This window comes from Micromonospora sp. Llam0, assembly GCF_003751085.1.
Classification (GTDB): domain Bacteria; phylum Actinomycetota; class Actinomycetes; order Mycobacteriales; family Micromonosporaceae; genus Micromonospora_E.
The window spans coordinates 3,450,748-3,477,231 of the sequence record NZ_RJJY01000001.1; the positions used below are offsets into that span (position 1 = coordinate 3,450,748).

The following is a 26,484-nucleotide window of genomic DNA, read 5'->3' on the forward strand; positions in this document are numbered from 1 at the left end:
TCCGGGCCACCGCCTGAGGTACGCGGGCTGCGGTGGTCACCGGATCAGCGGCGGAAGATCGTCATCGAGTGGCCGACCTGGTCGATCGGCTCACTGCTGTCGATCAGCTCACGCAACTCACCGCCGGTGGTCGCCACCCAGGTGTTCGACACCACCAGCAGACCGCGTACCTCCTCGGGCGGCACCTCGCGCGGATCGGTGGCGGTGATGCCGTAGTACTCCGGCACGCCGGCACCCTTGTAGGCCAGCCACACCCGCTCGTCCGGGTACCGCTCCCGCAGCCGGTCGGCCAGCCGGCCCAGGTCCTGTCCCCAGTCCACGTTCGAGTCGTGCAGGTGGTGGTAGGTGCGGGCCGGGCCGCCGAACGCCTCGTTGGCGTACGGCAGGTAGAACGGGAACGCGCGGGCCGAGCTGACCGCGACCAGCGCGACCAGCGCCACCGCGGCCGGCCGGGCGTACCGGGCGGCGGCGGCCGGCCACCGTACGACGGTCACGGCCGCCGCCGCCACGGCCAGGAAGATCGGGACGACGATCGCGTACCGCACGCCGAGGTCGCGGGAACCGGTCATCGCGACGGCCAGCAGTACGCCTGCCGGCAGCAGCAGGTACCCGGCGGCCGGGCGCAGCCGGGGCACCGACAGCATCGCTGCCGCGCCGACCAGCCACAGCACCAGCGCTCCGATCGGCGTCTTCACCAGCAACGCGGCCGGCAGGTAGTACCACCGGTGGCCGGAGTACGTCTCCCCGAACAGGTACCCGCCCCATTTCCAGTCCTCGAAGCCGAACTGGATCCGCATGCCGTCGCGGAACGACTCCGGAAACGGCAGCCAGTCGATCGCTGTCCCGCGTAGCCCGTCGATCGCCGGCACCGAGCCAGCCGGCACCGTCTGCAGCCGCGGGTCGACGACGAGGTAGCTGACCCACACGGTCAGCAACGCGAGGAGTCCGATCGCGGTCGCGGCCCCACCGGCGACGACGAACCGCCGGGCCCGGGGCGACGACGGCCGGGCCGGCCAGGCCGGACGGGCGTGCCAGACCGACCAGGCGGCCAGCGGCAGCAGCACCGGGACCGCCGCCAACGCGCTCATCTTGGTGGCCAGCGCCGCGCCGAGCGCCAGGCCGGCCAACGGCAGGTAGACCCACAGCCGCCGCCGGGCCCGCCACAGCAGCCAGGCCGAGGTCAGCAGGAACCCGGCGGCGGGTAGGTCCAGAGTGGCCAAAGAGCCGTGCGCGATCACGTCGGGCGTGAACGCGTACACCGCCAGAGCGATCAGGGCGCCGGCCGGTCCGGTGATGTCGCGGGCGAACGCGAGGACCACCAGCCCGAACGCGAGAGTCAGCAGGATCATCGGCAACCGGGCCAGCAACAGCAGCCGGTCGGCGTCGTTGCCCGCTTCGTACAGCACGTGCCGCCCGAGGTCCGTCTGGTTGCCCTGGAAGGACGGCTGGATGTCCGGGTCGGCGAACGCCAGGCCGGCCCCGATGATCAGTTTGCCCAGCGGCGGATGTTCCGGGTTGACCTGCAGACCGCCGCCCTGCAGGTAGAGCGCCGCCGCACCTACGTACACCGGCTCGTCGATGGTCGGCGCCTGCGCCACCGCGGTGGTGACCATCGCGACCGCCATCTGCCCCAGCAGCAACGCCACGACCAGCGGATACCACCAACGCCGGTGCCGTCGCAGCCAGCCGGGCCGATCCGATTTCTCCGTCACCGTGCTCGGATGGTCATCCGAGGTGACGGGTACATCCCGGTCGAGGACTCCCGACTTGCGCAAAAGGCTCACGGGCCGGCAGCCTACCCCGTCGCCCGGCTGCGACCGTCACCTCGCTTGGGTGATGCGCCGTAGATTCGGCATCGCCCCGATCGGCCAGCGCAGGAACATGCGCTCCTCGCCGTCAACTGACCGGCGGTCCAGCAGCTCGGCGCCCAACAGCAGGTACGGACGCAGCCGCCGACGGTCTGAGGTGACGCTGAGGAAAACATGAGGGATCCCTGGTGGGCCGCAGGTGGCGGATGCCTCCTGCGGCCCATCGGTTCGGTTCGTTCGGTGAGACTGGTCGGCTCCGCCGGCCCCGGGGTCACCGTGGCCGTCGGGTCAGGCGCAGATCGCCTGGATCGCCAGACCATCGGTGGGCACACCGGTCAGCGTGAGGTTGACGGTGCTGAGACCGGCGTTCGGGTAGAGCGAGCTCAGGAAGGTCTGCCCGGAGGCGCCGGGTCCGGTGGCCGCGCCGACCGAGTGCACGTCCTCGCCGGACGGGCAGGAGTCACTGGCCGAGGCGACCCCGGTCTGCACCGACCCTTCGGCCGCCGCCCCCACCGGGTTCGCGCAGATGGCGTACGCGGTGACCCGCCAGTTGCCCGAGTAGGCGCCGTCCTCGGCGGCGGCGGCCCGGGCGATGTCCAACGGCCCGGAGGCACGGGACATCTGCAGGCCGACGTTGCCGAATCCGCCTCCGGTGACGCTCGCCCCGGTGCCGATCACCCGCTGGCTGCCCGAGCAGCCCGCAGCGGTGCTGCGGGTCGGCGACGAGGAGTAGGTGGAGTTGCCGGGGACGATGATGTAGCCGGGCACCGAGCCCGCCGGTGCGCAGATGGCGTACCCCTCCAGCGCCCAGTTGCCGCTGACGCCGCCCGGCGGTTCGTCCGCCCACACTTCGTACCGGTCGGTCTGGCCGGGGCCGCTGACCGGCTGTAGGGCGCTGAGTCGGATCGACCCGGCGGCCGGGCCGGTCACCCGGGCCCCGCCACCGATCACCCGGGTGTCGCCCGGGCACTCGGCGGCCCGGAACTTCGGTGACTGTGAGTTCGTCGCGGTGGCCAGGTGGGTGGTCCGGAACAGGCCGCTGACCGCAGCCGCCGGCGCGGTCGCGACGAGTTGGGCGGCCGCACCGATGGTCAGGGTGGCGAGCAGCGCCGCCACGCGCAGACCGGTGCGACGGTGTTTCGTGTTCATCGCTCCTCTTTTCGGATTGATCGGGATGACTGGCGTGTGCCGTCGATCCAGACAGTGACCGGTGGACCTTCGGAGATGTTTCGGCAGTCGTTAAATAGGCTGCTCAGCCGCGAAACGCGGAGCATCCTGCAGAGGTGGACACTGCGCGGGTGCGAGTCGAGCTGCTGGTCCTCGGTGAGGTGACGGTGCGGGTCGACGGGGTCGACCTCGACCTGGGGCACGCCCGGCAGCGCTGCGTGCTGGCCGCGCTGCTGGTCGACGCGAACCGGCTGGTGCCCACCGACCGGCTGCTGGACCGGGTCTGGGGCGACCGGCAACCGCAGCGGGCCCGCAACGCGCTCGCCGGCTACCTGTCCCGGCTGCGGCAGGTGCTGGCCCCGGCCGAGCCGGTGCGGATCGTCCGCCGGTCCGGCGGCTACCTGCTGCAGGTCGACCCGGCCCTGGTCGATCTGCAGCTGTTCGGTCAGCTGGTCCGGCGGGCCAGGGCCGGCACGACCGCCGCGCGGACCGGCGGGACGTCGGCGACCGTCGACGATCCGACGGCGCTGCTGGCCCGGGCGTTGTCGCTGTGGCGCGGTACGCCGTTCGGCACCTTGGAGTCGGCCTGGCTCGACACGGTACGCACCGCGCTGGCCGCCGACCGGCTCGCCGCCCGACTGGACCTGGTCGACCTGCGGTTGGCCGCCGGTGGGCACGGCGATCTGCTCGGCGAGTTGACCTCGCTGGCCGCCGAGCATCCGCTGGACGAGCGGATCGCCGGTCAGTTGATGCGGGCGCTGTACGGGGCCGGCCGGCAGGCCGAGGCGCTGCGGCACTACCAGGTGGTCCGTACTCGGCTCGCCGATGAACTGGGCACCGACCCGGCGGCGGCGCTGCGGCAGACGTACCACCGGATCCTGACCGCGGACCCGGCACTGGGGACGGCGGCCGCACTCCCGGAGGCCGCCGCACCCCCGGAGGCGGCTCTGACTCCGGCCCCGCGCGCAGCGCCGGCGGCGGCCGACGTACCGCGTCAACTGCCGGCCGCACCGATTGCCTTCACCGGCCGGGTCGCCGCGCTGGTCGAGTTGGACGCGTTGCCGGTCGACGACCCGGGTCAGCCGCCGCTGGCGGTGGTGTCCGGCACCGCCGGGGTCGGCAAGAGCAGCCTGGTGCTGCACTGGGCGCGCCGCAGCGTCGACCGGTTCCCCGATGGACAGTTGTACGTGAATCTGCGCGGCTTCGATCCGGCCGGCGCGGCGCTAGACCCCGCCGAGGTGGTACGCGGGTTCCTGGCCACGCTCGGGGTCGCGCCGCAGCGGGTGCCGATCGGGCTGGCCGCGCAGACCGCCCACTACCGCAGCCTGGTCGCCGGCCGGCGGATGCTGATCGTGTTGGACAACGCCCGCGACGCCGAACAGGTCCGCCCGTTGCTGCCCGGCGCGCCGGGCTGCGTCACCGTGGTGACCAGCCGGGGCCAGCTGGGCGGTCTGGTCGCCGTGGACGGGGCCCGGCCGGTCGCCCTCGACCTGTTCACCGACGCCGAGGCGCGGCGGTTCCTCGCCCGGCGGCTGGGGCCGGCGAGGGTGCGGGCGGAGCCGGCCGCCGCACAGCAGATCGTCGACCGGTGTGCCCGGCTGCCGCTGGCACTGGCGGTCGCGGCGGCGCGGGTGGTGGTGAACCGGACGGTCACCCTCACCGACCTGGCCGGTGAGCTGACCGAGGTTGGTGCCGGACTCGACGCGTTCGACGGTGGCGACCCGGCGGCCGACGTACGGGCGGTGTTCTCCTGGTCGTACCGGGCGCTCGACCCGGCCGCCGCCGGACTGTTCCGGCTGATCGGGCTGCATCCCGGGCCGGAGCTGACGGTGCCGGCGGTGGCGAGCCTGGCCGGTGAAACGGTGCCTGCCGCCCGGCGGCTGCTGGCCGTGCTGACCCGCGCCAGCCTGGTCAGCGAGCACTCGCCGGGACGGTACGTGCTGCACGACCTGCTGCGGGCGTACGCTGCCGAGCTGGCCGAGGCGCAGGAGCCGGCGGCGCGGCGGCGGGCCGCGACCCGGCGGCTGCTCGACCACCTGCTGCACACCGCGTACGCCGCCGACCGGCTGCTCTACCCGCACCGGGACCCGATCCTGCTGGACTGCCCGGTGTCCGGGGTGGTGGTGCCGGCGTTGGCCGACGGCGCGGCGGCGATGCGGTGGCTGGTGGCCGAGCACCGGGTACTGCTCGGTGCGGTCGATCTGGCGGCCTGCGAGCGCTGGGACCGGCACGCCTGGGAGCTGGCCTGGAGCCTGACCAGCTACGTCAACCTGCGGGCGCTGTGGCACGACCAGCTGACCGTGCAGGGTGCCGCGTTGCCGTCGGCGGTGCGACTGGGCGACCGGGCGGCGCAGGCGCATCTGCACCGCAACCTGGGTCGGGCGTTGACCCAGTTGGACCGCACCGGCGAGGCCGCCGGGCACCTGACGCAGGCCCTGGAGCTGTTCGTCGCCGTCGGGGACCGGGCCAACCAGGCGCAGACCAACGTCAACTTCGCCCGGGTACGGGAGCGGCAGGGCCGCGACGCCGACGCCCTCGACTACGATCTGCGGTCGCTGGAGCTGTACCGGCAGGCCGGTCACCTGACCGGGCAGGCGCGGGCGATGAACAACATCGCCTGGACCCGGATCCGGCTCGGCGAGCCCGACCAGGCCCGCGAGCTGTGCCGGCAGGCCCTGGCCATCAACACCGAGCTCGGCAACCGGCACGGGGCGGCCACCAACTGGCGTACCGCCGGTTGCGCCGAGGCGGCGGCGGCTGAGCATCGCGCGGCGGTCGACTGCCACGAGCGGGCGTTGCGGCTGTTCCGCGCGATCGGTGACCGGGGCGGTGAGGCGGAGACCCTGGTCGGCCTCGGCGACGCCCGGTACGCCTGCGGCGAGGTCGACGCGGCCCGGGGCGACTGGGCGGCGGCACTGGTGCTGTTGGAGCGGGCCGGCCACCCGGACGCCGCCGCCGTCCGCACCCGGCTGGCGCATCCGGCAACGTCGCTGCGCTGAACCGCAGGGACGGGTGCGCCCGCCATCGCTCCGCACGAAGCGGGTCGTTGACACCGGGCTGCCGCGAAAGTTAGCGTTAACAACGATCTGTTTCGATGGAATATCGGCGGCCGGGGCAACGTGCCCGAGGCCAACCGCCCGGTACGGACCCCTCTGGAGAACCGCGATGTCTGAAGTGACCAGACGAAAACTCCTCACCGCCGGAGCGGCCGGTGCGGGTGCCGTCCTGTTGCCCGCCGGGTGGACCGCCATCGCCCGCGCCCAACCGGCGACGCCACCGCAGGTCTTCGCAGCCGACGACATGGCGCTCTGGTACGACGAACCCGCCGGCACCGACTGGCTGCGCGCGTTGCCGGTGGGCAACGGCCGACTCGGTGCCATGGTCTTCGGCAACGTCGACACCGACCGGCTCCAGCTCAACGAGGACACCGTCTGGGCCGGCGGCCCCTACGACTCCGCCAACCCGCGCGGCGCCGGCGCGCTGGCCGAGATCCGCCGGCTGGTCTTCGCCGAGCAGTGGAGCCAGGCGCAGAACCTGATCAACCAGACGATGATGGGCTCGCCGGGCGGACAGCTGGCCTACCAGCCGGTCGGCAACCTGCGGCTCGCCTTCGGCTCGGCCAGCGGCATGTCCCAGTACGACCGTACGCTCGACCTCACCACGGCCACCGTCACCACCACGTACCTGCTGGGTGGCGTGCGGTACCGACGGGAGGTGTTCGCCAGCGCACCGGACCAGGTGATCGTGGTACGGCTGACCGCCGACCGGGCCAACGCGATCACGTTCGACGCCACCTTCGACAGCCCGCAGCGCAGCTCCGTCTCCAGCCCGAACGCGACGACGATCGCGCTCGACGGCATCTCCGGCAACATGGAGGGGGTCACCGGCTCGGTGCGTTTCCTCGCCCTGACCACCGCCGTCGCCACCGGCGGCACGGTCAGCAGCTCCGGGGGCACCCTGCGGGTGTCCGGCGCGACCAGCGTCACGCTGCTGATCTCGATCGGATCCAGTTACGTCGACTTCCGCTCCGTCGACGGCGACTATCAGGGCATCGCCCGCCGCCACCTCGACGCCGCCCGTACCGTCGGTTTCGATCAGCTGCGCAGCCGGCACCTGGCCGACTACCAGGCGCTGTTCGACCGGGTGTCGATCGACCTGGGCCGCACGGCGGCGGCGGACCAGCCGACCGACGTGCGGATCGCCCAGCACGCGAGCGTCGACGACCCGCAGTTCTCCGCGCTGCTGTTCCAGTACGGCCGCTACCTGCTGATCTCGTCGTCGCGGCCGGGCAGTCAGCCGGCGAACCTGCAGGGCGTCTGGAACGACTCGATGACCCCGCCGTGGGACTCGAAGTACACGATCAACGCCAACCTGCCGATGAACTACTGGCCGGCCGACACGACGAACCTCTCCGAGTGTTTCCTGCCGGTCTTCGACATGGTCCGGGACCTGGCGGTCAGCGGCGCGCGGACCGCGCAGGCCCAGTACGGCGCGGGTGGCTGGGTGACGCACCACAACACCGACGGGTGGCGGGGCTCCTCGGTGGTCGACGGCGCGTTCTGGGGCATGTGGCCCACCGGTGGCGCGTGGCTGGCCACCCTCGTCTGGGAGCACTACCGGTTCACCGGCGACGTCACGTTCCTGCAGACCAACTACCCGGCGATGAAGGGTGCCGCCCAGTTCTTCCTCGACACCCTGGTCACCCATCCGAACCTGGGTTACCTGGTCACCAACCCGTCGAACTCCCCCGAGATCGCCCACCACGGCGACGCCAGCGTCTGCGCCGGACCCACCATGGACAATCAGATCCTGCGGGACCTGTTCGAGGGGGTCGCCCGGGCCAGCGAGGTCCTCGGCGTGGATCCGAGTCTGCGGACCCAGGTCCGGGCGGCCCGCGACCGGCTGGCGCCGATGCGGATCGGCTCCCGGGGCAACGTCCAGGAGTGGCTGGCCGACTGGGTCGAGCCGGAGCGCAACCACCGGCACGTCTCGCACCTCTACGGACTGCACCCCAGCAACCAGATCACCCGGCGGGACACACCCCAGTTGTTCGAGGCCGCCCGCCGGACCCTGGAGATCCGGGGCGACGACGGCACCGGCTGGTCACTGGCCTGGAAAATCAACTTCTGGGCCCGGTTGGAGGACGCCGCCCGCGCCCACAAGCTGCTGCGCGACCTGGTCCGCACCGACCGGCTGGCGCCGAACATGTTCGACCTGCACCCGCCGTTCCAGATCGACGGGAACTTCGGCGCCACCTCCGGGATCGCCGAGATGCTGCTGCAGAGCCACAACGGGGAGCTGTACCTGCTGCCGGCGCTGCCCACCGCCTGGCCGACCGGGCAGGTCACCGGGCTGCGGGGTCGCGGCGGCTACACCGTGGCGATGGTGTGGCGCGACGGCCGGGCCGACGAGTTCCACGTCCGTGCAGACCGCGACGGCACCGTACGGCTGCGGGCCCGGCTGTTCACCGGCAGCTTCACCGTCACCGACGTCGACGACGGCAGCACGCCGGGCACCACCCGGCCGGAGACCGACGTCGTCCAGTTCGCCGGCCGCGCCGGACGCACCTACCGCCTCGCCCGTCCCGGCGTGTCGCCGACACCGACACCGACCCTGTCGGCCAGCCCGTCCCCGTCGATCTCGCCGACTCCGACCCTGTCCCCGACCCCGAGTCCGAGCAGTTCTCCCCCGCCGTCCGGGGCCCGGGCGACCTACGCGGTCACCGGGTCGTGGCCCGGCGGTTTCCAGGGCGAGGTGACCGTGACCGCCGGCGCCGCGCCGATCCAGGGCTGGACCGTCACCTGGACCTTCCCCAACGGTCAGGTCATCAACCAGATGTGGAGCGGCGCCCACACCCAGAGCGGAGCGGCCGTACGGGTCACCAACGTGTCCTACAACGGATCGCTGCCGGCCGGCGGCTCGACCACCTTCGGGTTCCTCGCCAGCGTCGGCGGGACGAACAACCCACCGACCGACCTGGTCTGCACGACCACCTGAGGTCATCCGCCGGTGCGTCGCCAGGTGCGCCTGGCGACGCACCGGGCGGCCATGCCGGTCAGCGCAGCGGCTGGGCGCCGATGACGGACAACAGGTGCAGCTTGTCGTGGCTTTCGCTGCCGGGGATGGCGGTGTAGACCAGCAGCGAGTGGGCCTGGCCGGGGTCGACCAGCCGTGCCGAGCGCTGGGGCATCACCAGCAACCTGTCCCACCCCGGGGTGGCCCCGACCAGCCTGCTCGCCGCCCGCCCGGAGGTCGGTCGCAGCAAGGACACCCCGCAGGTACGGCTGATCCGTGCCCTGTCGGCCCGGGGCGTCCTGCTCGGCACCGTCGAGACGGCGGCCCTGCCGGCGCTGCTCGCGGCGACGGCCCCGGACGCGAAAGGCGGTGTGCTGTACGGGCCCAGCGGCCCGGGCAACCTGGTCGGCCCGCCGGTCGAGCACCGGACCTTCACCCCGCTGCTCACCGAGGACGCCGCCCGGGTGTGGCAGGTCTCGGAGCAGCTCACCCGGACCTCGATCCCGGCCGACAGTCTGACGTGAATCCTCAGATCGAAGCTGGTCGGTCAGAGTTCGTCGGTGGTGATCAGCCCGTCCTGCAGGGCCCGGGCCACCAGGGCGGCCTTGGTCGGCGCGTCCCGGCCGACGTTGGCGTACTTGACGCGGACCCGTTCCAGGCAGGAGTTGACCCGGTGCACGGTCAGGCGCAGCCGGTTGGCGACCATCTCCTTGGACTCGGAGTGAAACCACTCGATCAGCACCTGCTGCTCACGCGGGGACAGCCGGGGACGTTGGGAACCCTCGTCGGTGCCGAAGGCGCCGGCCAGGGCCGGCGGGGTGTACGGCGTACCGGCCGCGGCGGCGGTGATCGCGGCCACCAGGTGTTCCTCGCCCTCGGCCTTGGTCAGATAGGTGAAAGCACCGACGTCGAGGGCGGTGAGGGCGCTGTCCCGGTCGTCACGCATGCTGTAGACGACGACCTGACGGCCCGCGTCGACGAGCCGCTTGAGATCGCCGTAGGCCGGGCCGGTGACGTCGAGCTGCAGGTCAAGGACGACGACGTCGGCGCTCGCCCCTGGGTCGAGCCAGGCGACGGCGACGGTCGGGCCGGCGGCGACGACCGTGATCGGCGGATCGGCCAGGGCACACCAGGCGCGCACCCCGGCGACGACGACGGGGTGGTCGTCTACGACTACCGCAGTGATCATCGCTCTCCTTGCCAGATGGCTTGAACCCACAGCCGACCACCGGAGACCACGGTGGACTGCCGGACCCCGTCGCCGTCCGGCACCGGCGGCGGTGGCTGGCAGGCTGCGACGAGGCTGACGGTCACCGTCCCGCCGGTGCTGACGACCGTCAGCCGGGCCTTGCCGCTGGCCGTGGCGAGGGCGGCGATCGCCGGCTCGACGAGCCGCCGGCGCACCGGCGGCGACAGCTCGGGCCGGGTGCCACGCTCGGCGAAGGAGACCGTGACGCCGTTGCGCTCGGCCAGCTCGATGCAGGCCCGCAGCTCGTGGGACAGGGAATCGGCGGTGCCGGCGTCCTCGGCGATGAGCCGGCGCATCCGGGCCGCCTCGGCCGCGCACGACCGGCGTACCGCCTCGTCGCCGGGGTCCAGCTCGCCGCTGGCCAGACCCTCCAGCAGCGGTACGGTGGTGGCCGCCAGCGCCGACATCCGGTCGGCCCGGTCGGCGTGCAGGTGCCGGGCGACCGCCTCGGCGGTGCGTACCCGCTCGGCGGCGCCCATCGCCCGGGCCGACGACGTCGCCATCTGGCGCAGTACGGCGGCGATCATCGCGATCGCGAACTGGAAGGCGAGCACCGCCCAGCTGGCGCTCACCGCGCCGGCGACGCTCAACGCCGCCTCACCGGCGACGGCGGCCGGGCCGAACGTCATCAGGTACTGGGCGACGAGGACGGCCGCGAAGGCGGCGATCCGGGCGTCCATCATGAGCAGGACGACCTGCCAGCCGGCGTCGCCCTCCGACCAGTGCGCCGGGCCGAGCAGGTACTCCGGCCGCATCGACGAGGTCGCCAGGGCGGACAGCCCGAAGACCAGCGCGAGCAGCGGCAGCCGCCATCGGCCGAGCCGGCGGTCGCGCCAGGCGGCGACGCCCACGGCGAGAGTCACCGCCAGCAGGCCGGACCAGGCGACGAGCTGCGGCCAGAGCGAGGTGTACGCCTCGCGGCTGGTCAGCAGCCGGGCCAGGTCGAGCAGCAGCAGGATCGCCAGGCTCAGCACGACGACGGCCCAGCGCAGGCCCCGCTGGAACGAGGCCGCGATGACGCCCTGGTCGCTGCCGGTGACCTCGGGAACGGCCCGGGGGCAGGTCAGGGTGACGGTGGTGCCGTGGCCGGGCCGGCTGTCGATCCGGGCCTGACCGCCGACGCGGATCATCCGCTCGACCAGCGAGCGGGTCACCCCGTACCGCCCGGTGCCGACCTGTGCCGCGTCGAAGCCGACGCCGCGGTCGGTGATCGTCACCGTGACCTGCTCGTCGTCGTACGTCACCCGGATCTCGGCGGCGACGGTCCCGGCGTGCCGGGCCACGTTGGTCACCGCCTCGCGGACGCCGCGGCTGAGGGCCATCGCGTCGGCGGCCGGCAGCGGCAGTCTGTCGGGGGTGTGCCAGGTGAGGTGCAGGGCGTCGGCGGTGCCGGCGGCGTCACGCAGCAGCGCGACAAGGTCGGTCTCGCCCTGGGCGGCCTCGGCGGACCGGTGCAGTTCCCGCAGATCCCGGCGGGCCTGCTCGGCGAGCCACGGCTCGTGGCGGGCCAGCACGCCGCCGCCGACCATCAGCAGGGTCGCGGCGGCGGTGTCGTGCAGCGCCGCGAGGTACTCCCGTTCGTCACGCCGCCGGGCCGCCGCGACCGCCGCCGCCCGCCGCAGCTGCGCGGCCCGCTCGACGGCCCGGTCGGCGGCGCGGGCACCGCGCCGGACGAACCGGTACAGCCCCCAGGAGAGCGCCGCCTGCGCGGCCGTCCACGGCCCGATAGCCGGGTCGGCAAGCCAGCCGCCCGGGTCGGCCAGGGTCGCGCCGACGAAGTACGCGGTCACGATCGCGGCGGTGGCCCCGGTGAGCAGCGGCCAGTCGATCTGCCACGGGTAGGTGACGACGACCAGGTTGACGACGACGAGGATCCAGGTCGACCCCCCGCGCGGGTCCGACACGACGGTCCAGCTCTGGGTCAGGCAGGCTCCGCACACCGCCGCGACGTCGACCAGCGGCAGCCAGCGGCGGGTACGCCGGGAGCCCCGCGCCAGGGCGACGGCGTAGCCCAGGCTCCACGCGTTGAACACCACCACGACCACCATGGCGACCGTCCGGTCGGGTGCGGTGCCGAGGACCAGATAGACCGAGCTGGACAGTCCGATCACGACGGTACGCAGGCCGAGCGCGTACCGCAGCCCCTGGCGGAGAAGTCGCTGTTCCACCGCGCCCGGCACGGAGCTGATCGTATCGAGGCCGCGCCACGTCCCGGGCCCACGATGGGGGTCAAACGACCATCACCGGGCCCCCACCAGCGCCGATACGCTCGATCACGCAGACGGGACGGTGGGTAGGTCTCATGGGGGTGCCATGGCAACGCGCGTGCTGCGCTGGGCTGCCGCGACGGGCGTCACGGCCGCGCTGATCGCGCTCGCGGCGGTCGTCGGCGTCCAGGCGGGGCAGATCGACCAACTGCGGGAGGATCTGGCCGGGGCGCAGCGCAGCCAGCAGGAGGCCGCCGACGGCACCGATCAGCGCCTGGACAGCCTGGACGGCCGGCTCGCCGCGGTCGAGGACGACGCTGAGCAGGCCTTCGACCCGCCGGCGGTGGCGGCCGCCGTCCTGCCCAGCGTCTTCCAGGTGATCGCGGACGACTTCTCGGGCAGTGCGTTCGCCGTCACGATGTCCGGCGACAGTCCCTCCGACGGGACCAGACGCACCAACGTGCTGACCGCCTTCCATGTGGTCGAGGCGGTCTGGACGAGCGACGGCAGGTCGGTGCAGCTGGAACGGGACGGCAAGCGGTACACGGCGGTGATCGCCGACGTGGACCAGTCGCGGGACATCGCCCTGCTGAAGGTCGACACCGGGTTCGCCGGCCTGCCCGCCGCCGCAGATCCCCCCGGCGCCGGCGAGAGCGTCCTGGTCGTCGGCGCGCCGCTCGGGCTCACCCAGACGATCACGACCGGCGTGGTCAGCGCGGTCCGGGACCGGACCGACGGCCCCGGATCGGTGATCCAGTTCGACGCGCCTGTCAACCCCGGCAACTCCGGCGGCCCGGTGATCAACACGCGTAAGGAGGTCGTGGGGATCGCCAACGCGAAGGCGCGGGACGCGGAGGGCATCGGGCTCGCGGTACCGATCCAGACCGCCTGCGAGACCTTCCACGTCTGCTGATCGATCTCATCGGAGGAACCATGTCGTACCCGTACGGGTCGGAGGACGCCCAGTACCGTCCCCCAGCGACCCCGACCCCGACCCCGACCCCGACCCCGGCCCCTGCCCCTGCTCCGGCCCCACCGATCTCCGGCCCACCGACTCAGGCCTTCCCGGCGCAGCCGGCGTACGGGCCGCCGCCGTACCCGCCGACATCGCCGCCGTACCCACCGACATCGCCGCCCGCGTCGGGCTACCCGCCGCCGACCGGATCGCCACCGGCTGCCTCGCCACCGACGCCGCCGGCCGCCCCGAATGGGCGCGCCACCGTCGTGCTCGCCGTCGTGTCGGTGCTGCTGCTCGCCCTCGGCGCGGTCGGCTTCGGCCTGTACTTCAACGAACGCGGCGAACTGCGCGAGACCCGGTCCGACCTCACCAGCCAGCTGCAGGAACAACGCGACATCGTCACCGAACGGGACGAGAAGATCACCGAGACCGAGACGCGGGTCGGCGAACTGACCAGCGAACTCGACACCACCAAGGAGAACCTGGCCGGCGTCACCGAGGAACGCGACGTCCTGCTGCCCTGCATGCGGCGGGCGCAGGAGATGTTCGACGCCGCCCGCGCCGGCGACGAGGACAAGTTGGACACCGCGCTGCGTCAGGCCGACACCGCCTGCAGCAGGGCCCAGGCCGGAGTGGACTCCTGAGCGACGACCATGGGTGAACGGCGTCGTTCGCCGGTGACGGTCGGCGGCGTCCGCCACACCGGGTGAGGAGGCGACAACCGGCAGAACCATGGCTGCGCGCTGACTAGTCGGACACCTTAGGCCGATTCCTAGGCTAGCCGGCTGCACATCGGCTGGCCCGGTACGTTGTCGACGGCAGATCCCCGAACCACTCCGGAGTCCAGTCGTGAACCTGCGTCCCGTTGCCGTCCGTCTCGCCGTCGGTGCCGTGTTCGTCGCCGCCGCTGCCGTCGCCACGGCCGCTGGTGCAGCCAGCTCCGATGTCGCCCTGCCGCCGGTCGACGCCCGGTTCGACTACCAGATCGGCGAGCCGTACGCGCCACCTGACGGCGTCACGGTGGTCAGCCGCGACCGTGAGGCAACCCCGGCCGCCGGGCTCTACAACATCTGCTACGTCAACGCCTTCCAGGTCCAGCCGCACGAGGTCACCTGGTGGCAGCGCAACCACGACGACCTGCTGCTGCGCGACGCCGACGGCGAGTACGTCGTCGACGGCGACTGGAACGAGATCCTGCTCGACATCTCCACCGCCGCGAAACGCACCGCGATCGCCGACATCGTCAACGACTGGATCGACGGCTGTGCCGCCGACGGCTTCCAGGCCGTCGAGCCCGACAACATCGACTCGTACGACCGCTCCGACGACCTGCTCACCCTCGACGACGCCGTCGAATACCTGAAACTGCTGGCCCCGCACGCGCACGCCGCCGGGCTGGCGATCGGCCAGAAGAACACCACCGAACTCGGCACCCGGGGCAGAGCCGCCGGCCTCGACTTCGCCATCGCCGAGGAATGCGGCCGCTACGACGAATGCGGCGACTACACCAGGGTGTACGGCGACCACGTCATCGACATCGAGTACACCGACAACGCTTACACCAAGGCGTGCGCGGCAGTCGGCGCGGACGTGTCCGTGGTCCGCCGCGACGTCGACGTCACCGCGCCCGGCAGTCGCACCTACGTCTACCGGGCCTGCTAGCCGGACCGGGAGTCCCGGGTGCCGGCAGCGGTGGCCGGGCGGGCGGCGCTGCGGGTGACGCGGCGGCGGCGGGTCGGCAGCCGCAGCGTCGGGTTGGCGACGCCCCAGGCGGCACCCTTGCAGACCAGTTCCTTGTAGCCGGCGGCGAGCCGTCCGGTCAGCACGGCCGGTTTGGCGCGGTCGTCGGCGGTGACGTACTGGATCAGGCCCTCGCGGCGGCCCAGCGAGATGCACTGGTTGACGTAGCGCAGCGGCGCGTTCGGCAGTTTCCCGCCGGTCAGCCGGGCCGCGATCGAGTCGGCTGCCTGCCACGCCATCGGGGTGCCCGAGGCGCACGACATCCGCAGCGGCCTGCCGCCGGGGCCGATCGCCCGGGCCGCGTCGCCGACGGCGTACACGTCCGGATGCGACACCGAGCGCATGGTGCCGTCGACGACGATCTGGCCGCTGTCGGCAAGCTCCAATCCGGTGGTACGGGCGATCGGGTGGACGGCGAACCCGGCGGTCCAGACGGTGACCGCGGCCGGGACGGTGTCGCCGTCGGCGGTGGTGACCCGGTCGGCGGCGACGGCGGTGACGGCGGTGTGCTCGTACACGGCGATGTTGAGCCCGGCGAGGACCTTGCGCAGATGGGCACGACCCTTCGGCGAGAGGGTGTCGCCGAGGCCGTCGCGGACGGCGAGGGCGACGTCGAGATCCGGGCGGGCCTCGGCGATCTCGGTCGCGGCCTCCAGTCCGGTCAGGCCGCCGCCGACCACGACGACCGGCTGCCCGGCGGCGAGGCGGGCAAGGCGGTCCCGCAGCCGCCGTGCTCCGGGCCGGCTGGCGATCTCGTCGGCGTGTTCGACGACGCCGGGGACGGCACCGGGGTTCCAGCCGCTGCCGAGGGCGTAGACGAGCGTGTCGTAGCCGAGCACCTCGGTGCCGTCGCCCGCGACTCCGCTCCCGGCCGCGTCCGCGACCGTGACCGTCTTGGCGTCGACGTCGACACCGGTGACCGTGGCGATCCGCAGCTCGACGCCGGTGCCGGCGAACATGTCGCGCAGCGGCCGGGGCTTGAGGTCCTGGCCGGTCGCCAGCTGGTGCATCCGTACGCGTTCGACGAAGTCGGGTTCGGCGTTGACGACGGTGATGGCGACGTCTGCGGGGTCGAGCCGCCGGGCGAGGCGGCCGGCGGCGGTGGCTCCGGCGTAGCCGGCGCCGAGGACGATGATGCGGTGCCGCATGTCCTGCTCCTGTCTGTCTGCACGGGGTGTGATGCCACTTGAACCGGGCAGCCCCGCGGTTGCTGACGCGACAGCGACGTGAAGCAGCTCACACAGTGTGGTCAGAAGACGGTGAACAGCGGTTCCCCGTGCTCGGCAGCGGCCCAGGACGCGGTGGCCCGGTGCAGCTTGTCGGGGTTGACCTGGCTGCGGATCACGGCGACGCCGTCGGCGGTGACCTGCAGACACATGACGCCGATGACCCGACCGTCGATGACGACCACGACCGCCGGGTCACCGTTGGCGGTCCAGACGTACAGCTCTGCTGAGCCGCCGAGCAGGGCGCGTTTGGCCGCACCGGGGGTGAACAGGCCGCGTAGGAACTTCGCGACCGCGACGGCACCGACGACCGGCGTGACGCGGGCCGGGACGTGTCCGCCGCCGTCGCCGATCGACACGGCGTCGCCGGTGAGCAGGCGTACCAGCGGTTCGATCCGACCGCTGGTCGCGGCGGACAGGAACTCTTCGACGACCCGGCGGGCGGCGGCCCGGTCGACCTCGGTACGGGCCCGGCCGTCGGCGAGGTGCCGCCGGGCCCGGTGCAGGAGCTGCTGGCTGGCGGCCTCGGAGACGCCGAGGATGCCGGCGATGTCGCGGTGCGGGTAGTCGAACGCCTCCCGCAGGACGTAGACGGCCCGCTCCTGCGGCGTCAGGCGTTCCATCAGGGCGAGGACGGCGTACGACACGGATTCGCGCTGTTCGGCGGTGTCGGCCGGGCCGAGCATCGGGTCGCCGGCCAGCAGCGGCTCGGGCAGCCACTGACCGACGTACGTCTCCCGGCGGGCCCGCGCGGAGGTCAACTGGGTGAGGCACAGGTTGGTGAGGACCTTGGTCAGCCACGCCTCGGGGACCTCGATCCGGTCGACGTCGGCGGCCTGCCAGCGCAGGAACGTCTCCTGTACGGCGTCCTCAGCTTCGCTGGCCGAGCCGAGCAGGCGGTAGGCGATCGCCGCCAGGCGCGGCCTGGCCGCCTCGAACCGGTCGACGTCGTCCGCCGTCAAAGCCATGACCCCGATGGTAAGCATGGCGGGACCCGAGTCGGGTCCCGCCTGGCCAGCACCTCCCGTCTGGGCTATCGACCTGCGTCGACCAGGAACAGGCTCGCCGGGTCGACGCCGGGTGCGGTGCGGAGAGTCAGCAGCTCCGCGTCGGAAAACCCGCTCATCTCAAGACCGACCCTGGACAGCGCCAGAGCGCTGGCGACCGACTGTCCCTCGGCCAGGGCGGCGTAGAAGCGGGCGGCGAACGCGATCGCTGCTTTGTCGCTGATCCGATCGCTCATCCCGACGGCGGCGGAGACCACCGTCGTCAGCACCTCCAGTTGTGCCGCCGAGTGGCACGAGTTCAGCACCACCAGGCGGGGCGGCCGGTCGACGGCGTTCAGCGCGTTCAGGAACGTCCCGGCGCTCATCGCCGAGCTGGAGGCAGGCGAGCCGCTGCCGCCGTCGAATTCCAGCATGGATCTGCTGCCATGTCCGGAGAAGTGGACGACGTGCGGGCGACAGCGCGCCAGCCCGTCCAGCAGATCGGTACCGGTGGCGGCGGTCATCGGTTCGACGGCGACCATTTCCCGGTACGTGGCTGCCCGCACCGCTTCCCGGACGATCCGGAGGTCCTGGTCCACCCGCAGGTCGCCGTGCGGGGCAGCGGTCAGGTACAGGATTCGGAGCGATCCGGCCGCTTGTGGGACACCGGTCGTGGGCACTGCGTCGATCGGCGCGGACGGTGCCTGGCCGTCGCCGGATGGTGCGTTCTTTTCGGCCTTCGCCGCGCTTCTTTCGGCCTTCGCGTTGTTGCCGATGGCCACCGCCGACTCGTCGACGTTCATGTTGCTGATGTTGAAGTTGTCACCGCCCATTGTTCGGCCACACCTCTCAGTTGCTTGCCGACGATTGAGAGCCGACAGCCACCGCACTGTTGACGAACGTGCTCTCCGAGATCGTCGTACTGTTGTTCTGGATGTAGGTCATCCGGGTCCGATACTCGGAGGTGTCGACGTGGTGTTCCTCGAGGTAGTCGATCAGGGCCTCGGACACCGCCTTCTCGACCAGCTTCAGGTACTTCTCGGCGTCCAGGGACTGGAGGAACTTCTGTGGGGTCTCCTCGCTCGCCAGTTCCCGCACGCTGACCCGCGCACCGTAGTCGTGGATGAGGTTCTGCTGGCTGTCCTCACGTGCCCGGTCCATCCGGTTCGACAGCGTCATGATCTGCCAGAGTGACCGCGCCGCGTGCAGTGGCGCCTTGATGGTGTCCGGCCAGAGTTTCACCGCGCTCGACACCGCCTCGCCGAGGCGCAGTGCCGCCGACTTCCGCAGGCGGTCGGCGATGTGGTACTCCTCGACGATCGGCGGCAACATCATGCCGAGAAACTCGGCGTACAGTCGGCCACCTTCGACCGCCACATGCACGAAGGCGGATATGACGACTTCCTGGTTCTGCGCCGGCAGCACCAGGCGTCCGTCGCCGGTGACGACCGGTTTGCCCTCGACGCCGATGGTGATGCGCTGGTAGTAGCGCAGCCCTCCCTGCGGGTGGCGGATGATCGCGGCGATGGCTTCGGGTGAGGCCACCGAGTGCGGCCGGCGGGCCGGGTCCAGGAGCGGGTCGCCCTCGCGGCGCTCGCCGTCGGCGACGATGTGGTCCGCTACCCGTACGCCGGGCACCCGCTGGTGCTCGGGCAGCGCGGAATCGGTGAGCGCCCAGACCCGCTTGCGGATCGCGACGTGGATCTCGTACGGGTCGACCGAGTCGTGGACGCTGACGCGCGGCTGGGGCGTCGAATCCGTAGGGGGCAGCAGGGTCGGGTCGGACCGTAGGCTCAGGGCCATCGTCCACGAGGCGTTGCCGACCGAGGCGCCCGCTCCGAGTAGCGGGTTGCGGGCGTGCACGGTGACGTTGCCGTTCTGCGTCCCGCGTACCCAGTGCAGCCGCTGGGCGATCCGCTCGTTGGGCAGCTGCGGAGCGCTGCCCGGCACATCCGCGCCGAACGCCTGCAGAATCGTCCGGAAGGCCATCATCCGGTGCACGGCGAGAGCAGCCAGGGTGCCGACCGCGAACGTCAGCGGCAGGGCCAGCGCGAACGTGAAGAACGCATCGATCACCGGCAGGGCACCACTCAACGGGTCATCGCCGGCCAGCCCCGTCGGATCGTTGTTTTCGGGCGCCAAACTGGCGAACAGGAGCAGGAGCGGCGAATAGATGCCGAGGCAGCAGAAGACGATGGCCGCTGCGACGAAGTACGCCGTGCCACGAGGCCCCCTCGTGTACTTGGGGGCTCCGCGGTACTTACTCCGGTGGAGGAGCCCCGCCGCCACCAGAATCCAGGCGAGCGTCACGAACGGGAAGGTGATGAGGCCGATCAGCAGCAGCCCGGTCAGGACGGAATCCCTGATGACCAGCATCTTCCGGGCCTGGAAGGAGTGCCGGACCACCGGATCGAGGTCGAAGTCGACGGAGTTCGCGACGGCGCGTTGCTCGTCTCCGACCACCTCGTCGATGACGGTACGGGCGAAGTCGTTGTTGAGATAGGCCGCGCTGCACAGCATGCGGGTGATCGGGCTGTACGTGGGCGGAGGCTGGAGAGGCGGTGGCGTGTAGAAGAACGGGACAGGCTGCTCTCCCGGCTTCGATCCATCGGTCTCCGTACTATCGATCATGAAAGCGTCCCAAGGTTGGTGACTACACGAAGGACGGTCAGATTAGAGCCGAGTGCGACACCTCAGGATCAAGAGATCAGGCGCAGTTGTCGTCCACTCGGGAAGATCGACTTGGCCGAAGGTACCAGGATGCCATGATCCGGTCCGATCCACTTCGATCTCGAACGTGCGCGCTTCAAGGTCCAACTCGCCAGCCATCAGGCATAATCGTCACCCATCGATCAGTTCACGTTCCGACAACATGGCGATGCTCTATCAGCTTTCCGACAAGGACAAATCAAGATCATAAAGACGCGCCCTCACCCGTCAGGACACGGAAAGCCTCAAGGCGTACCGTGGCGTTAGACTCGCCGGCCATGGGCCTGCTCACCTTCAGCTTCAACGTCACCCTGGACGGTTGCGTCGACCACCAGGAAGGTATCGCCGACGATGAGACGCGCGCCCTCTTCACCCGTCTCATGGACGCCAGCGGGGCGATGCTGTGGGGTCGCGTCACCTACGAGATGATGGAGAGCTACTGGCCGGCCGTCGCCCGCGGCGACCAGGCCGCGCCGCCGGCCATGCGCGAGTGGGCGGCCAAGCTGGAGGCCAAACCCAAGTACGTGGTGTCGTCGACGCGCACCGACTTCCCGTGGACCAACAGCCGCCACATCGCCGGCGATCTGCGTGAGGGCGTGCAGAAGCTCAAGGACGCGACCCCTGCCGGGGTCCTGCTCGGCAGCGGCACGCTCGCAACCGAGCTCGACCGGCTGGACCTGATCGACGAGTACCAGCTCCTCGTCCATCCCAGGATCGCCGGCCACGGGCCGACGCTGTACCAGGGCGGGCTGCCCGGCACCCGTCAGCTCGAACTGCTGTCGGCGCAGCCGCTGCGCAACGGCGCGGTGGCCGTGCACTACCGCCGCACGCGCTGAATCACCGGGTACGGTATCGACGACAATGTGGTTGATCGACCGATCAGGGCGACGCCGCCACTGGTCCGATCATCGCCGAAGACGAGGTGGTCCACCTGTTCGAGCCGTTCTTCCGCGGTGCCGAGCGGACCGGCCAGACCGACGGAGCGGGCCTCGGGCTGTCCATCATCTGAGCCATCGCAACGTCGCATGGTGGCCGGATCGCCGCCCGCCCGCTGAGCGCCGGCGGCCTCGTGGTCGAGGTATGGCCTTCCCACACGGATTCAACCGTCCGACCCTGCGCTTGTGCGGGCGGGGTGAGGGGTTTGGGGCCGTCACACCCGGTCGGTGCTGCCGTCGTGGTTGGCGCGGGCCAGCCCGGTCTGATAGGCGATGACAACGAGTTGCGCGCGGTCGCGTGCCTCGAGCTTGGTCATGGCGCGCTGCACGTGGGCGCGGACGGTGAAGGGGCTGAGGTACATCCGGTCAGCGATCTCCAGGTTGGACAGACCGGTTGCCACCAGAGCGACCATCTCGCGTTCGCGCGGGGTGAGTGCGGCGAGTTGTTGCGGATGGCGTGGTGGGGTTTCGGCCGGTGTGGCGAGGAAACGGGCGACCAGAGAGCGGGTCGCGGCTGGGGATAAGAGGGTGTCACCGGCGGCTATCGTGCGTACGGCGTTCAGCAGGTCCGGTGCCTCGATGCCCTTGCCGATGAAGCCGCTGGCCCCGGCGCGCAGGGCTTGAGCGATGTACTCGTCGGTCTCGTAAGTGGTGAGAATCAGTACGCGGGTGGCACGCAGGTCCGGGTCGGCGCAAATCATCAAGGTGGCGGTAAGGCCGTCCATGGCGGGCATCCGGATGTCCATGATCACGACGTCTGGGCGTAGCTCGTGGGTCAGGGCTACCGCCTGCCGGCCGTGGCTTGCCTCGCCAACCACGGTGATGTCGTCGGCGCTGTCGAGGAGGGTGCGGAAAGCACCGCGTAGCAGCGCCTGGTCATCGGCGAGGAGGACCCGGAGCGGCACCGCGCGTCCCTGGCCTGGTGCGTCGTGGATCATCGGCCCGCACTCTTGGCTGCCGCTTCAGCCGTCCGTGCTGTGTTCTCAGCAGATCGAAGAGGTAGGTCGGCGGAGACCAGGAAGCCTCCCTGGGGGCGCGCGCCCGCGGTGAGGGTTCCGCCGACCGCAGTTGCCCGTTCATGCATGCCGATCAGACCGTAACCGGGTGGGCGCCTCGGCGTAGCGGAGCCCTTGCCGTCGTCGGTGACGGTGATGGTCAGGTGGTCGCGGTGCCAGGTGAGGCGTACCTGGGCGCTACCGGTGGGTGCGTGCTTGGTCACGTTGGTCAGGGCTTCCTGGATGATGCGGTAGGCGGTGAGGTCCATTGCCGGTGGTAGTGGCCTGGCTGTGCCGTCCTCGTGCATCCACACTTCCAGGCCCGCGCGGCGGAAGGCGTTCAGCAGGGCGGAGACCTGCGATAGCCCGGGGGCTGGATCGGTGGGCGTGGATGTGTCGTCGGGCTGGCGCAGCAGGCCGACTGTAGCCCGCAGGTCGTCGAGGGCGTGGCGGGTGGTCTTGACCAGTTCCTCCAGGCTGACGCGGGTCTGCTCTGGGCGGGTGTCGAAGAGGTGGGCGGCGACGGCGGCCTGCGCGTTGGCCAGGGTGATCTGGTGGGCTACCAGGTCGTGCAGTTCGCGGGCGATGCGGACCCGTTCCTCGGCTACCTTCCGGCGGGCCTCGCTGTCCCGGGTTTCCTCGGCCCGGCGTGCCCGCTCCTGCACGACCGTCAGGTAGGCCCGCCGGTGCTGCGCCGAGCGGCCGAACACGGCGGCTATGAGCGGGGACGCGGCCACGGTCACCAGCCTGCTTGTGTCCTCCCACGAGAAGTCGGTCTCGAAAAACGGGGTGAAGGCGACCAGCAGCGCGGCCGATGGGAGCAGGATCGCGACCATTACCCGCAGTTCGCTGCGTACGGCGAGCGAGTAAGCGCTGATGAGTGCTGGGGCAATGACGAGTGGGCTGGGCAACAGGCCCAAGGGCGCCACAAGCATGCCGCACACGGTCGTGGCCATCATGGTGGCCACGGGCACGCGGTGCCGCGCCAGGAGCATCGCCGACGACACCGCGGCGATGAGGTAGGTCGGCGCCTGCGGCGGCGCCAACGTGTCGTCGTCGTGCAGCAAACCTCCGAGCAGGCAGAGCACGAACGCCACCGCGACGACCGCTGCCTCCCGCCACCACCGCGTGCCGGGTCGTCTCGCCCGCGATGTCCACTTACGCGACACACGGTCAGGCTACGGGACGTCCACCCCCGGACACGGGCCATGCGTGTAGTGCATCTGCACCAGAAGCGGTTCCGGTCTGGTCCGCGCGCACCAGGCGGAGACGGTGTGGGCAAACGATGTGCGGCGCCGCGGTGGACGGCAGGTTGGGTACTGAATCGTCCGGCACCGGGCCGGACGGCTGTCCGGCGGGAAGAAGTGTTGGATAACACCGGAGACACCACTGATGCGGTGCGGCTGACGGTTGTGCGCAAGGTCTACGGACGGCGCGACAATCAGGTGGTGGCGCTCGATGGCGTGACGACGCGGTTCGTTCGAGGAACGTTTACGGCGATCATGGGGCCTTCGGGCTCCGGCAAAAGCACTCTGCTGCAGTGCGCGGCCGGGTTGGATCAGCCGACGTCGGGTTCGGTTCTGATCGAGGAGCATGAGCTCAGCGAGATGAACGAGAGCGAGTTGACGAAGCTGCGGCGGGACCGGATCGGCTTCGTCTTCCAGGCGTTCAACCTGCTGCCGGTCCTGACCGTGCGGCAGAACGTGACGTTGCCGCTGCGGCTCGCCGGCCGCAAGCCGGCTCGGGGCCGGGTTTCGAACATCCTGGAACAGGTTGGCCTGGCTGATCGAAGCAACCACCGTCCGGCGGAGCTGTCCGGTGGGCAGCAGCAGCGGGTCGCCATCGCTCGGGCGTTGGTCAGTGACCCCGCGGTCATCTTCGCCGACGAGCCGACCGGCGCGCTGGACACCAGGACCGCACGCGACATTCTCACGCTGCTGCGGCAGGCGTCGCAGACGGCCGGCCAGACGATCGTGATGGTGACCCACGATCCGGTCGCCGCGTCGTACGCCGATCGTGTCCTGTTTCTCGCCGACGGGCGCCTGGCCGGTGAGCTGCGCTCGCCGACACCTCAATCCGTGGCCGACCGGATGACCCACCTGGGTGCGTTCGCCGACGAAGACCCCCTCCCGCGGTTGGCTATGAGCCGAGGAGGGCAGCGCTGATGCTGGCGTTCGCATTGCGCACCCTGCGGTTTCGCGCGGGCATGTTCGTGGCGGCGTTTTTGGCCATGTTCCTCGCGGCGGCCATCATGATGGCTTGTGGCGGCCTGATCGAGACCAGCATTCGCACAGCTGTTCCTCCGCGACAGCTGGCCTCGGCCGACGTCGTCGTCGCCGGCGACCAGGAGTACCACGACTCCGGTGGCGACCCCGACGAACCTCCGATCCTGCCCGAGCGGGTCCGTATCGACGCGGGGCTGGCGGACACGATCGCGGCGCTGCCTGGTGTGCGAAAGACCGAGAGATTCGTCTTCGAGGGTGTCCCGCGGGCGGGCACGGTCGACGCGATCGGTGTGGTGGCCGATCCGGGAGTGGACATCAGCGAGCTCCGGAAGCGGATCGACGCCGAGTTGGATGCCACGACCGTCACCCTGGTTGGTGACCAACGGGGGCAGGCCGAACTACGCGAGGCCAGGGAGAGCGGCGTCACGGTGATGGGCCTGGCCGGAATCCTCACCGCCTTCGCGATCCTGGTGTCCATCTTCGGGGTGGCTTCCATGCTCGCCCTCTCGATCGCCCAGCGCCAGCAGGACCTGGCGCTGCTGCGAGCCGTGGGCGCGACACCTCGCCAACTGCGCCGGCTGATCCTTCGCGAGACGCTGCTGCTGTCCCTACTCGCCACCGCACTAGCCTCCTTCCCAGGCCGGTTCCTGGGCGAGTTCGTGTTCCAGCAGCTCGCTGAGCGCGGGATCGCCGCGGACGGCGTGGCCTTCCACCAGGGCTGGATCCCCACCGTGGCCGCCATGGCGGTGGCGATCCTCGCGGCCGTGGCCGGTGCCTTGGGTGCCGGCAGAAGGGCGTCGCGCGTCAAGCCGACCCAGGCGCTCGCGGAGGTCTCTGTCGAAGGCAAGCTGATCGGCACCGGACGCTTGCTGCTGGCGGTGATCGTCCTCGCCGGTGGGATGGCCCTGACCATCGTGACAATCGCCGTGATGAGTGGACCGCTCTCGCCGGCCACCGCCGCACCTGCCGTGATCCTGCTCGCTGTCGGGTTCGCGTTACTGGCACCCGTGCTGACGAAGGTCACGACCTTTGCCGTGCAGTGGCCCGTGCGGGCGTTGGGTGGTGTGACCGGCCAGCTCGCTGTGCTCAACGCACGTGGGCGCAGCGGCCGGCTGGCGGCCGTCATGGGGCCGGTCATCCTGCTCACCGCGGTGTCGACCGGCATGCTGTACCTCCAGGCGACGAACGACGAGGCTGATCGGCAGAGTTTCGCCGACAACCTGGTCGCCGACGCCGTGGTGATCGCTCAGGACCGCTTCGACGCGGGTCTGCTGGAACGGATCAGCGACCTGCCGAGCGTCGCCGACGCCTCGGAGTACATCGACAGTGTCGGCTTCATCGAGAGTCCGAAGGACCGCTCGCCGATGAACGAGGGCTGGACCCTGCAGGGCGTCACCGCCGCTGGCGCCGACGCCACCACGCCGGTCAAGGTCACCGCGGGCCGCATCTCCGACCTGCACGACGAAACGATCGCGATCGAGGACCAGCACGCCGACAAGCTCGGCGTCGACGTCGGCGACACGATCAAGTTGCGGATGGGCGACAACACCGCTCTCGACCTGCGGGTGGCCGCGCTGTTCTCCGCCCCGGACGACTACGACACCCTGTTGCTCCCCGCCGACACCCTGGCCGCCCACACCACCGAGGGACACGCGTCGCGCATCCTGGTCAAATCTGACGGGAACATCACCCCCGAGCAGTTGGTGGCGGAGCTGACCGAGGTGGCCTCCGCCGAGGCGGGACTGGCCGTGGCTGGCCGCGACGTCCTGTTGACGGAGTTTGACGAGCAGAAGAAGACCGCCAACTTCGCGATCTACATCATGGTGCTCATGATCGCGGGGTACGCGGCGATCACGGTGATCAACACTTTGGTGTCGAGTACGGCGGCGAGGCGGCGGGAGTTCGGGCTGCAGCGGCTCGCCGGCTCGACTCGTGGCCAGGTGATGCGGATGGTCGGCCTGGAGGGCGCGATCCTGGCCGTCGGCGGCATCGCGCTGGGCACCGCTGCCGTGACCGTGATCCTGGTGCCGGTCAGCCTCAAGCGCCTCGACTCCGCCCTACCCGCCGGATCCCCGTGGATCTACCTGTCGACAGCCACACTTGCCGCACTGCTGACGCTCGGAGCCATGCTCCTGCCCGCATGGCAGGTGACGCGTAACCGGCCAGCCGAGGCGGCACTCGCCCTCGAATAGTCCTCGGTGGAGCGGTTCGTATCAGCGATCGTTGTACCCGAACGCCATGGATTATGGTTTCTCTTATCTGAG

Annotated in this window: 20 protein-coding genes; 9 read left to right on the plus strand and 11 right to left on the minus strand. The window is 71.1% G+C overall.

Features of this window, described 5'->3' with window-relative positions; all coding sequences use genetic code 11:
• Nucleotides 1-44: 44 nt before the first annotated feature.
• Nucleotides 45-1,712 carry a phospholipid carrier-dependent glycosyltransferase gene (locus EDC02_RS15000; protein WP_233605940.1) on the minus strand — a complete coding sequence of 556 codons (1,668 nt, stop codon included), beginning with the start codon at nucleotides 1,710-1,712 and terminating at the stop codon, nucleotides 45-47.
• A 384-nt stretch (nucleotides 1,713-2,096) separates the two neighbouring features.
• Nucleotides 2,097-2,957, minus strand: a complete 861-nt coding sequence (locus tag EDC02_RS15005; RefSeq protein ID WP_123602496.1) for a hypothetical protein — start codon at nucleotides 2,955-2,957, stop codon at nucleotides 2,097-2,099.
• 134 nt (nucleotides 2,958-3,091) lie between these two features.
• Here EDC02_RS15005 and EDC02_RS15010 point away from each other — a divergent pair, with 134 nt between their 5' ends.
• On the plus strand, nucleotides 3,092-5,974 hold the full coding sequence (locus tag EDC02_RS15010; protein WP_199757642.1) for a BTAD domain-containing putative transcriptional regulator: 2,883 nt from the start codon (nucleotides 3,092-3,094) through the stop codon (nucleotides 5,972-5,974).
• A 166-nt stretch (nucleotides 5,975-6,140) separates the two neighbouring features.
• Complete coding sequence (locus tag EDC02_RS15015; protein ID WP_123602497.1) at nucleotides 6,141-8,972, plus strand: glycoside hydrolase N-terminal domain-containing protein; 2,832 nt, start codon at nucleotides 6,141-6,143, stop codon at nucleotides 8,970-8,972.
• 58 nt (nucleotides 8,973-9,030) lie between these two features.
• Here EDC02_RS15015 and EDC02_RS42365 read toward each other — a convergent pair whose 3' ends face one another.
• Nucleotides 9,031-9,165 (minus strand): hypothetical protein, encoded by a 135-nt coding sequence (locus EDC02_RS42365; RefSeq protein ID WP_255500338.1) that lies wholly within the window; start codon nucleotides 9,163-9,165, stop codon nucleotides 9,031-9,033.
• 25 nt (nucleotides 9,166-9,190) lie between these two features.
• On the opposite strand from EDC02_RS42365, the gene EDC02_RS15025 reads away from it, so the two are divergent.
• The gene (locus tag EDC02_RS15025) at nucleotides 9,191-9,514 is read left to right on the plus strand and encodes a hypothetical protein (RefSeq protein ID WP_199757643.1); all 324 of its coding nucleotides are present in this window, start codon (nucleotides 9,191-9,193) and stop codon (nucleotides 9,512-9,514) included.
• A 23-nt stretch (nucleotides 9,515-9,537) separates the two neighbouring features.
• On the opposite strand, the gene EDC02_RS15030 is transcribed toward EDC02_RS15025, so the two are convergent.
• Entirely contained in the window at nucleotides 9,538-10,179 is a 642-nt protein-coding gene (locus EDC02_RS15030) for a response regulator (RefSeq protein ID WP_123602498.1), read from the minus strand.
• Nucleotides 10,176-12,419: an ATP-binding protein gene (locus EDC02_RS15035; protein ID WP_148083465.1), complete on the minus strand. Its 2,244-nt coding sequence runs from the start codon at nucleotides 12,417-12,419 to the stop codon at nucleotides 10,176-10,178. Before EDC02_RS15035 ends, EDC02_RS15030 begins: the two co-directional genes overlap by 4 nt.
• 133 nt (nucleotides 12,420-12,552) lie before the next feature.
• Here EDC02_RS15035 and EDC02_RS15040 point away from each other — a divergent pair, with 133 nt between their 5' ends.
• From EDC02_RS15040 to EDC02_RS15050, 3 genes are all read left to right on the plus strand, one after another.
• Nucleotides 12,553-13,359, plus strand: coding sequence for a S1C family serine protease (locus EDC02_RS15040; RefSeq protein ID WP_123602500.1), 807 nt, complete (start codon nucleotides 12,553-12,555; stop codon nucleotides 13,357-13,359).
• Between the two features lie 20 nt (nucleotides 13,360-13,379).
• The gene (locus EDC02_RS39545; protein WP_148083466.1) at nucleotides 13,380-14,048 is read left to right on the plus strand and encodes a hypothetical protein; all 669 of its coding nucleotides are present in this window, start codon (nucleotides 13,380-13,382) and stop codon (nucleotides 14,046-14,048) included.
• Between the two features lie 247 nt (nucleotides 14,049-14,295).
• Complete coding sequence (locus EDC02_RS15050) at nucleotides 14,296-15,066, plus strand: endo alpha-1,4 polygalactosaminidase (protein ID WP_233606398.1); 771 nt, start codon at nucleotides 14,296-14,298, stop codon at nucleotides 15,064-15,066.
• On the opposite strand, the gene EDC02_RS15055 is transcribed toward EDC02_RS15050, so the two are convergent.
• From EDC02_RS15055 to EDC02_RS15070, 4 genes are all read right to left on the minus strand, one after another.
• Nucleotides 15,063-16,292 (minus strand): NAD(P)/FAD-dependent oxidoreductase, encoded by a 1,230-nt coding sequence (locus tag EDC02_RS15055; RefSeq protein WP_123602503.1) that lies wholly within the window; start codon nucleotides 16,290-16,292, stop codon nucleotides 15,063-15,065. The genes EDC02_RS15050 and EDC02_RS15055 overlap by 4 nt on opposite strands.
• A 101-nt stretch (nucleotides 16,293-16,393) precedes the next feature.
• Entirely contained in the window at nucleotides 16,394-17,338 is a 945-nt protein-coding gene (locus EDC02_RS15060; RefSeq protein ID WP_123604811.1) for an RNA polymerase sigma-70 factor, read from the minus strand.
• A gap of 65 nt (nucleotides 17,339-17,403) precedes the next feature.
• Nucleotides 17,404-18,189 (minus strand): CHAT domain-containing protein, encoded by a 786-nt coding sequence (locus EDC02_RS15065; protein ID WP_123602504.1) that lies wholly within the window; start codon nucleotides 18,187-18,189, stop codon nucleotides 17,404-17,406.
• Between the two features lie 16 nt (nucleotides 18,190-18,205).
• Nucleotides 18,206-19,876 carry a hypothetical protein gene (locus EDC02_RS15070; RefSeq protein ID WP_123602505.1) on the minus strand — a complete coding sequence of 557 codons (1,671 nt, stop codon included), beginning with the start codon at nucleotides 19,874-19,876 and terminating at the stop codon, nucleotides 18,206-18,208.
• A gap of 467 nt (nucleotides 19,877-20,343) precedes the next feature.
• Between EDC02_RS15070 and EDC02_RS15075 the strand changes: the two genes are divergently transcribed.
• Nucleotides 20,344-20,901 (plus strand): dihydrofolate reductase family protein, encoded by a 558-nt coding sequence (locus EDC02_RS15075; protein ID WP_123602506.1) that lies wholly within the window; start codon nucleotides 20,344-20,346, stop codon nucleotides 20,899-20,901.
• A gap of 314 nt (nucleotides 20,902-21,215) precedes the next feature.
• Here EDC02_RS15075 and EDC02_RS15085 read toward each other — a convergent pair whose 3' ends face one another.
• Together EDC02_RS15085 and EDC02_RS15090 are read right to left on the minus strand one after the other, a co-directional pair.
• Entirely contained in the window at nucleotides 21,216-21,905 is a 690-nt protein-coding gene (locus tag EDC02_RS15085; protein ID WP_123602508.1) for a response regulator transcription factor, read from the minus strand.
• 29 nt (nucleotides 21,906-21,934) lie between these two features.
• Nucleotides 21,935-23,164, minus strand: a complete 1,230-nt coding sequence (locus EDC02_RS15090; protein ID WP_123602509.1) for a sensor histidine kinase — start codon at nucleotides 23,162-23,164, stop codon at nucleotides 21,935-21,937.
• 150 nt (nucleotides 23,165-23,314) lie between these two features.
• Between EDC02_RS15090 and EDC02_RS15095 the strand changes: the two genes are divergently transcribed.
• Nucleotides 23,315-24,160 (plus strand): ABC transporter ATP-binding protein, encoded by an 846-nt coding sequence (locus EDC02_RS15095; protein ID WP_370461538.1) that lies wholly within the window; start codon nucleotides 23,315-23,317, stop codon nucleotides 24,158-24,160.
• Complete coding sequence (locus EDC02_RS15100; protein ID WP_123602510.1) at nucleotides 24,160-26,412, plus strand: ABC transporter permease; 2,253 nt, start codon at nucleotides 24,160-24,162, stop codon at nucleotides 26,410-26,412. The genes EDC02_RS15095 and EDC02_RS15100 overlap by 1 nt, the downstream gene beginning before the upstream one ends.
• Nucleotides 26,413-26,484: the final 72 nt, after the last annotated feature.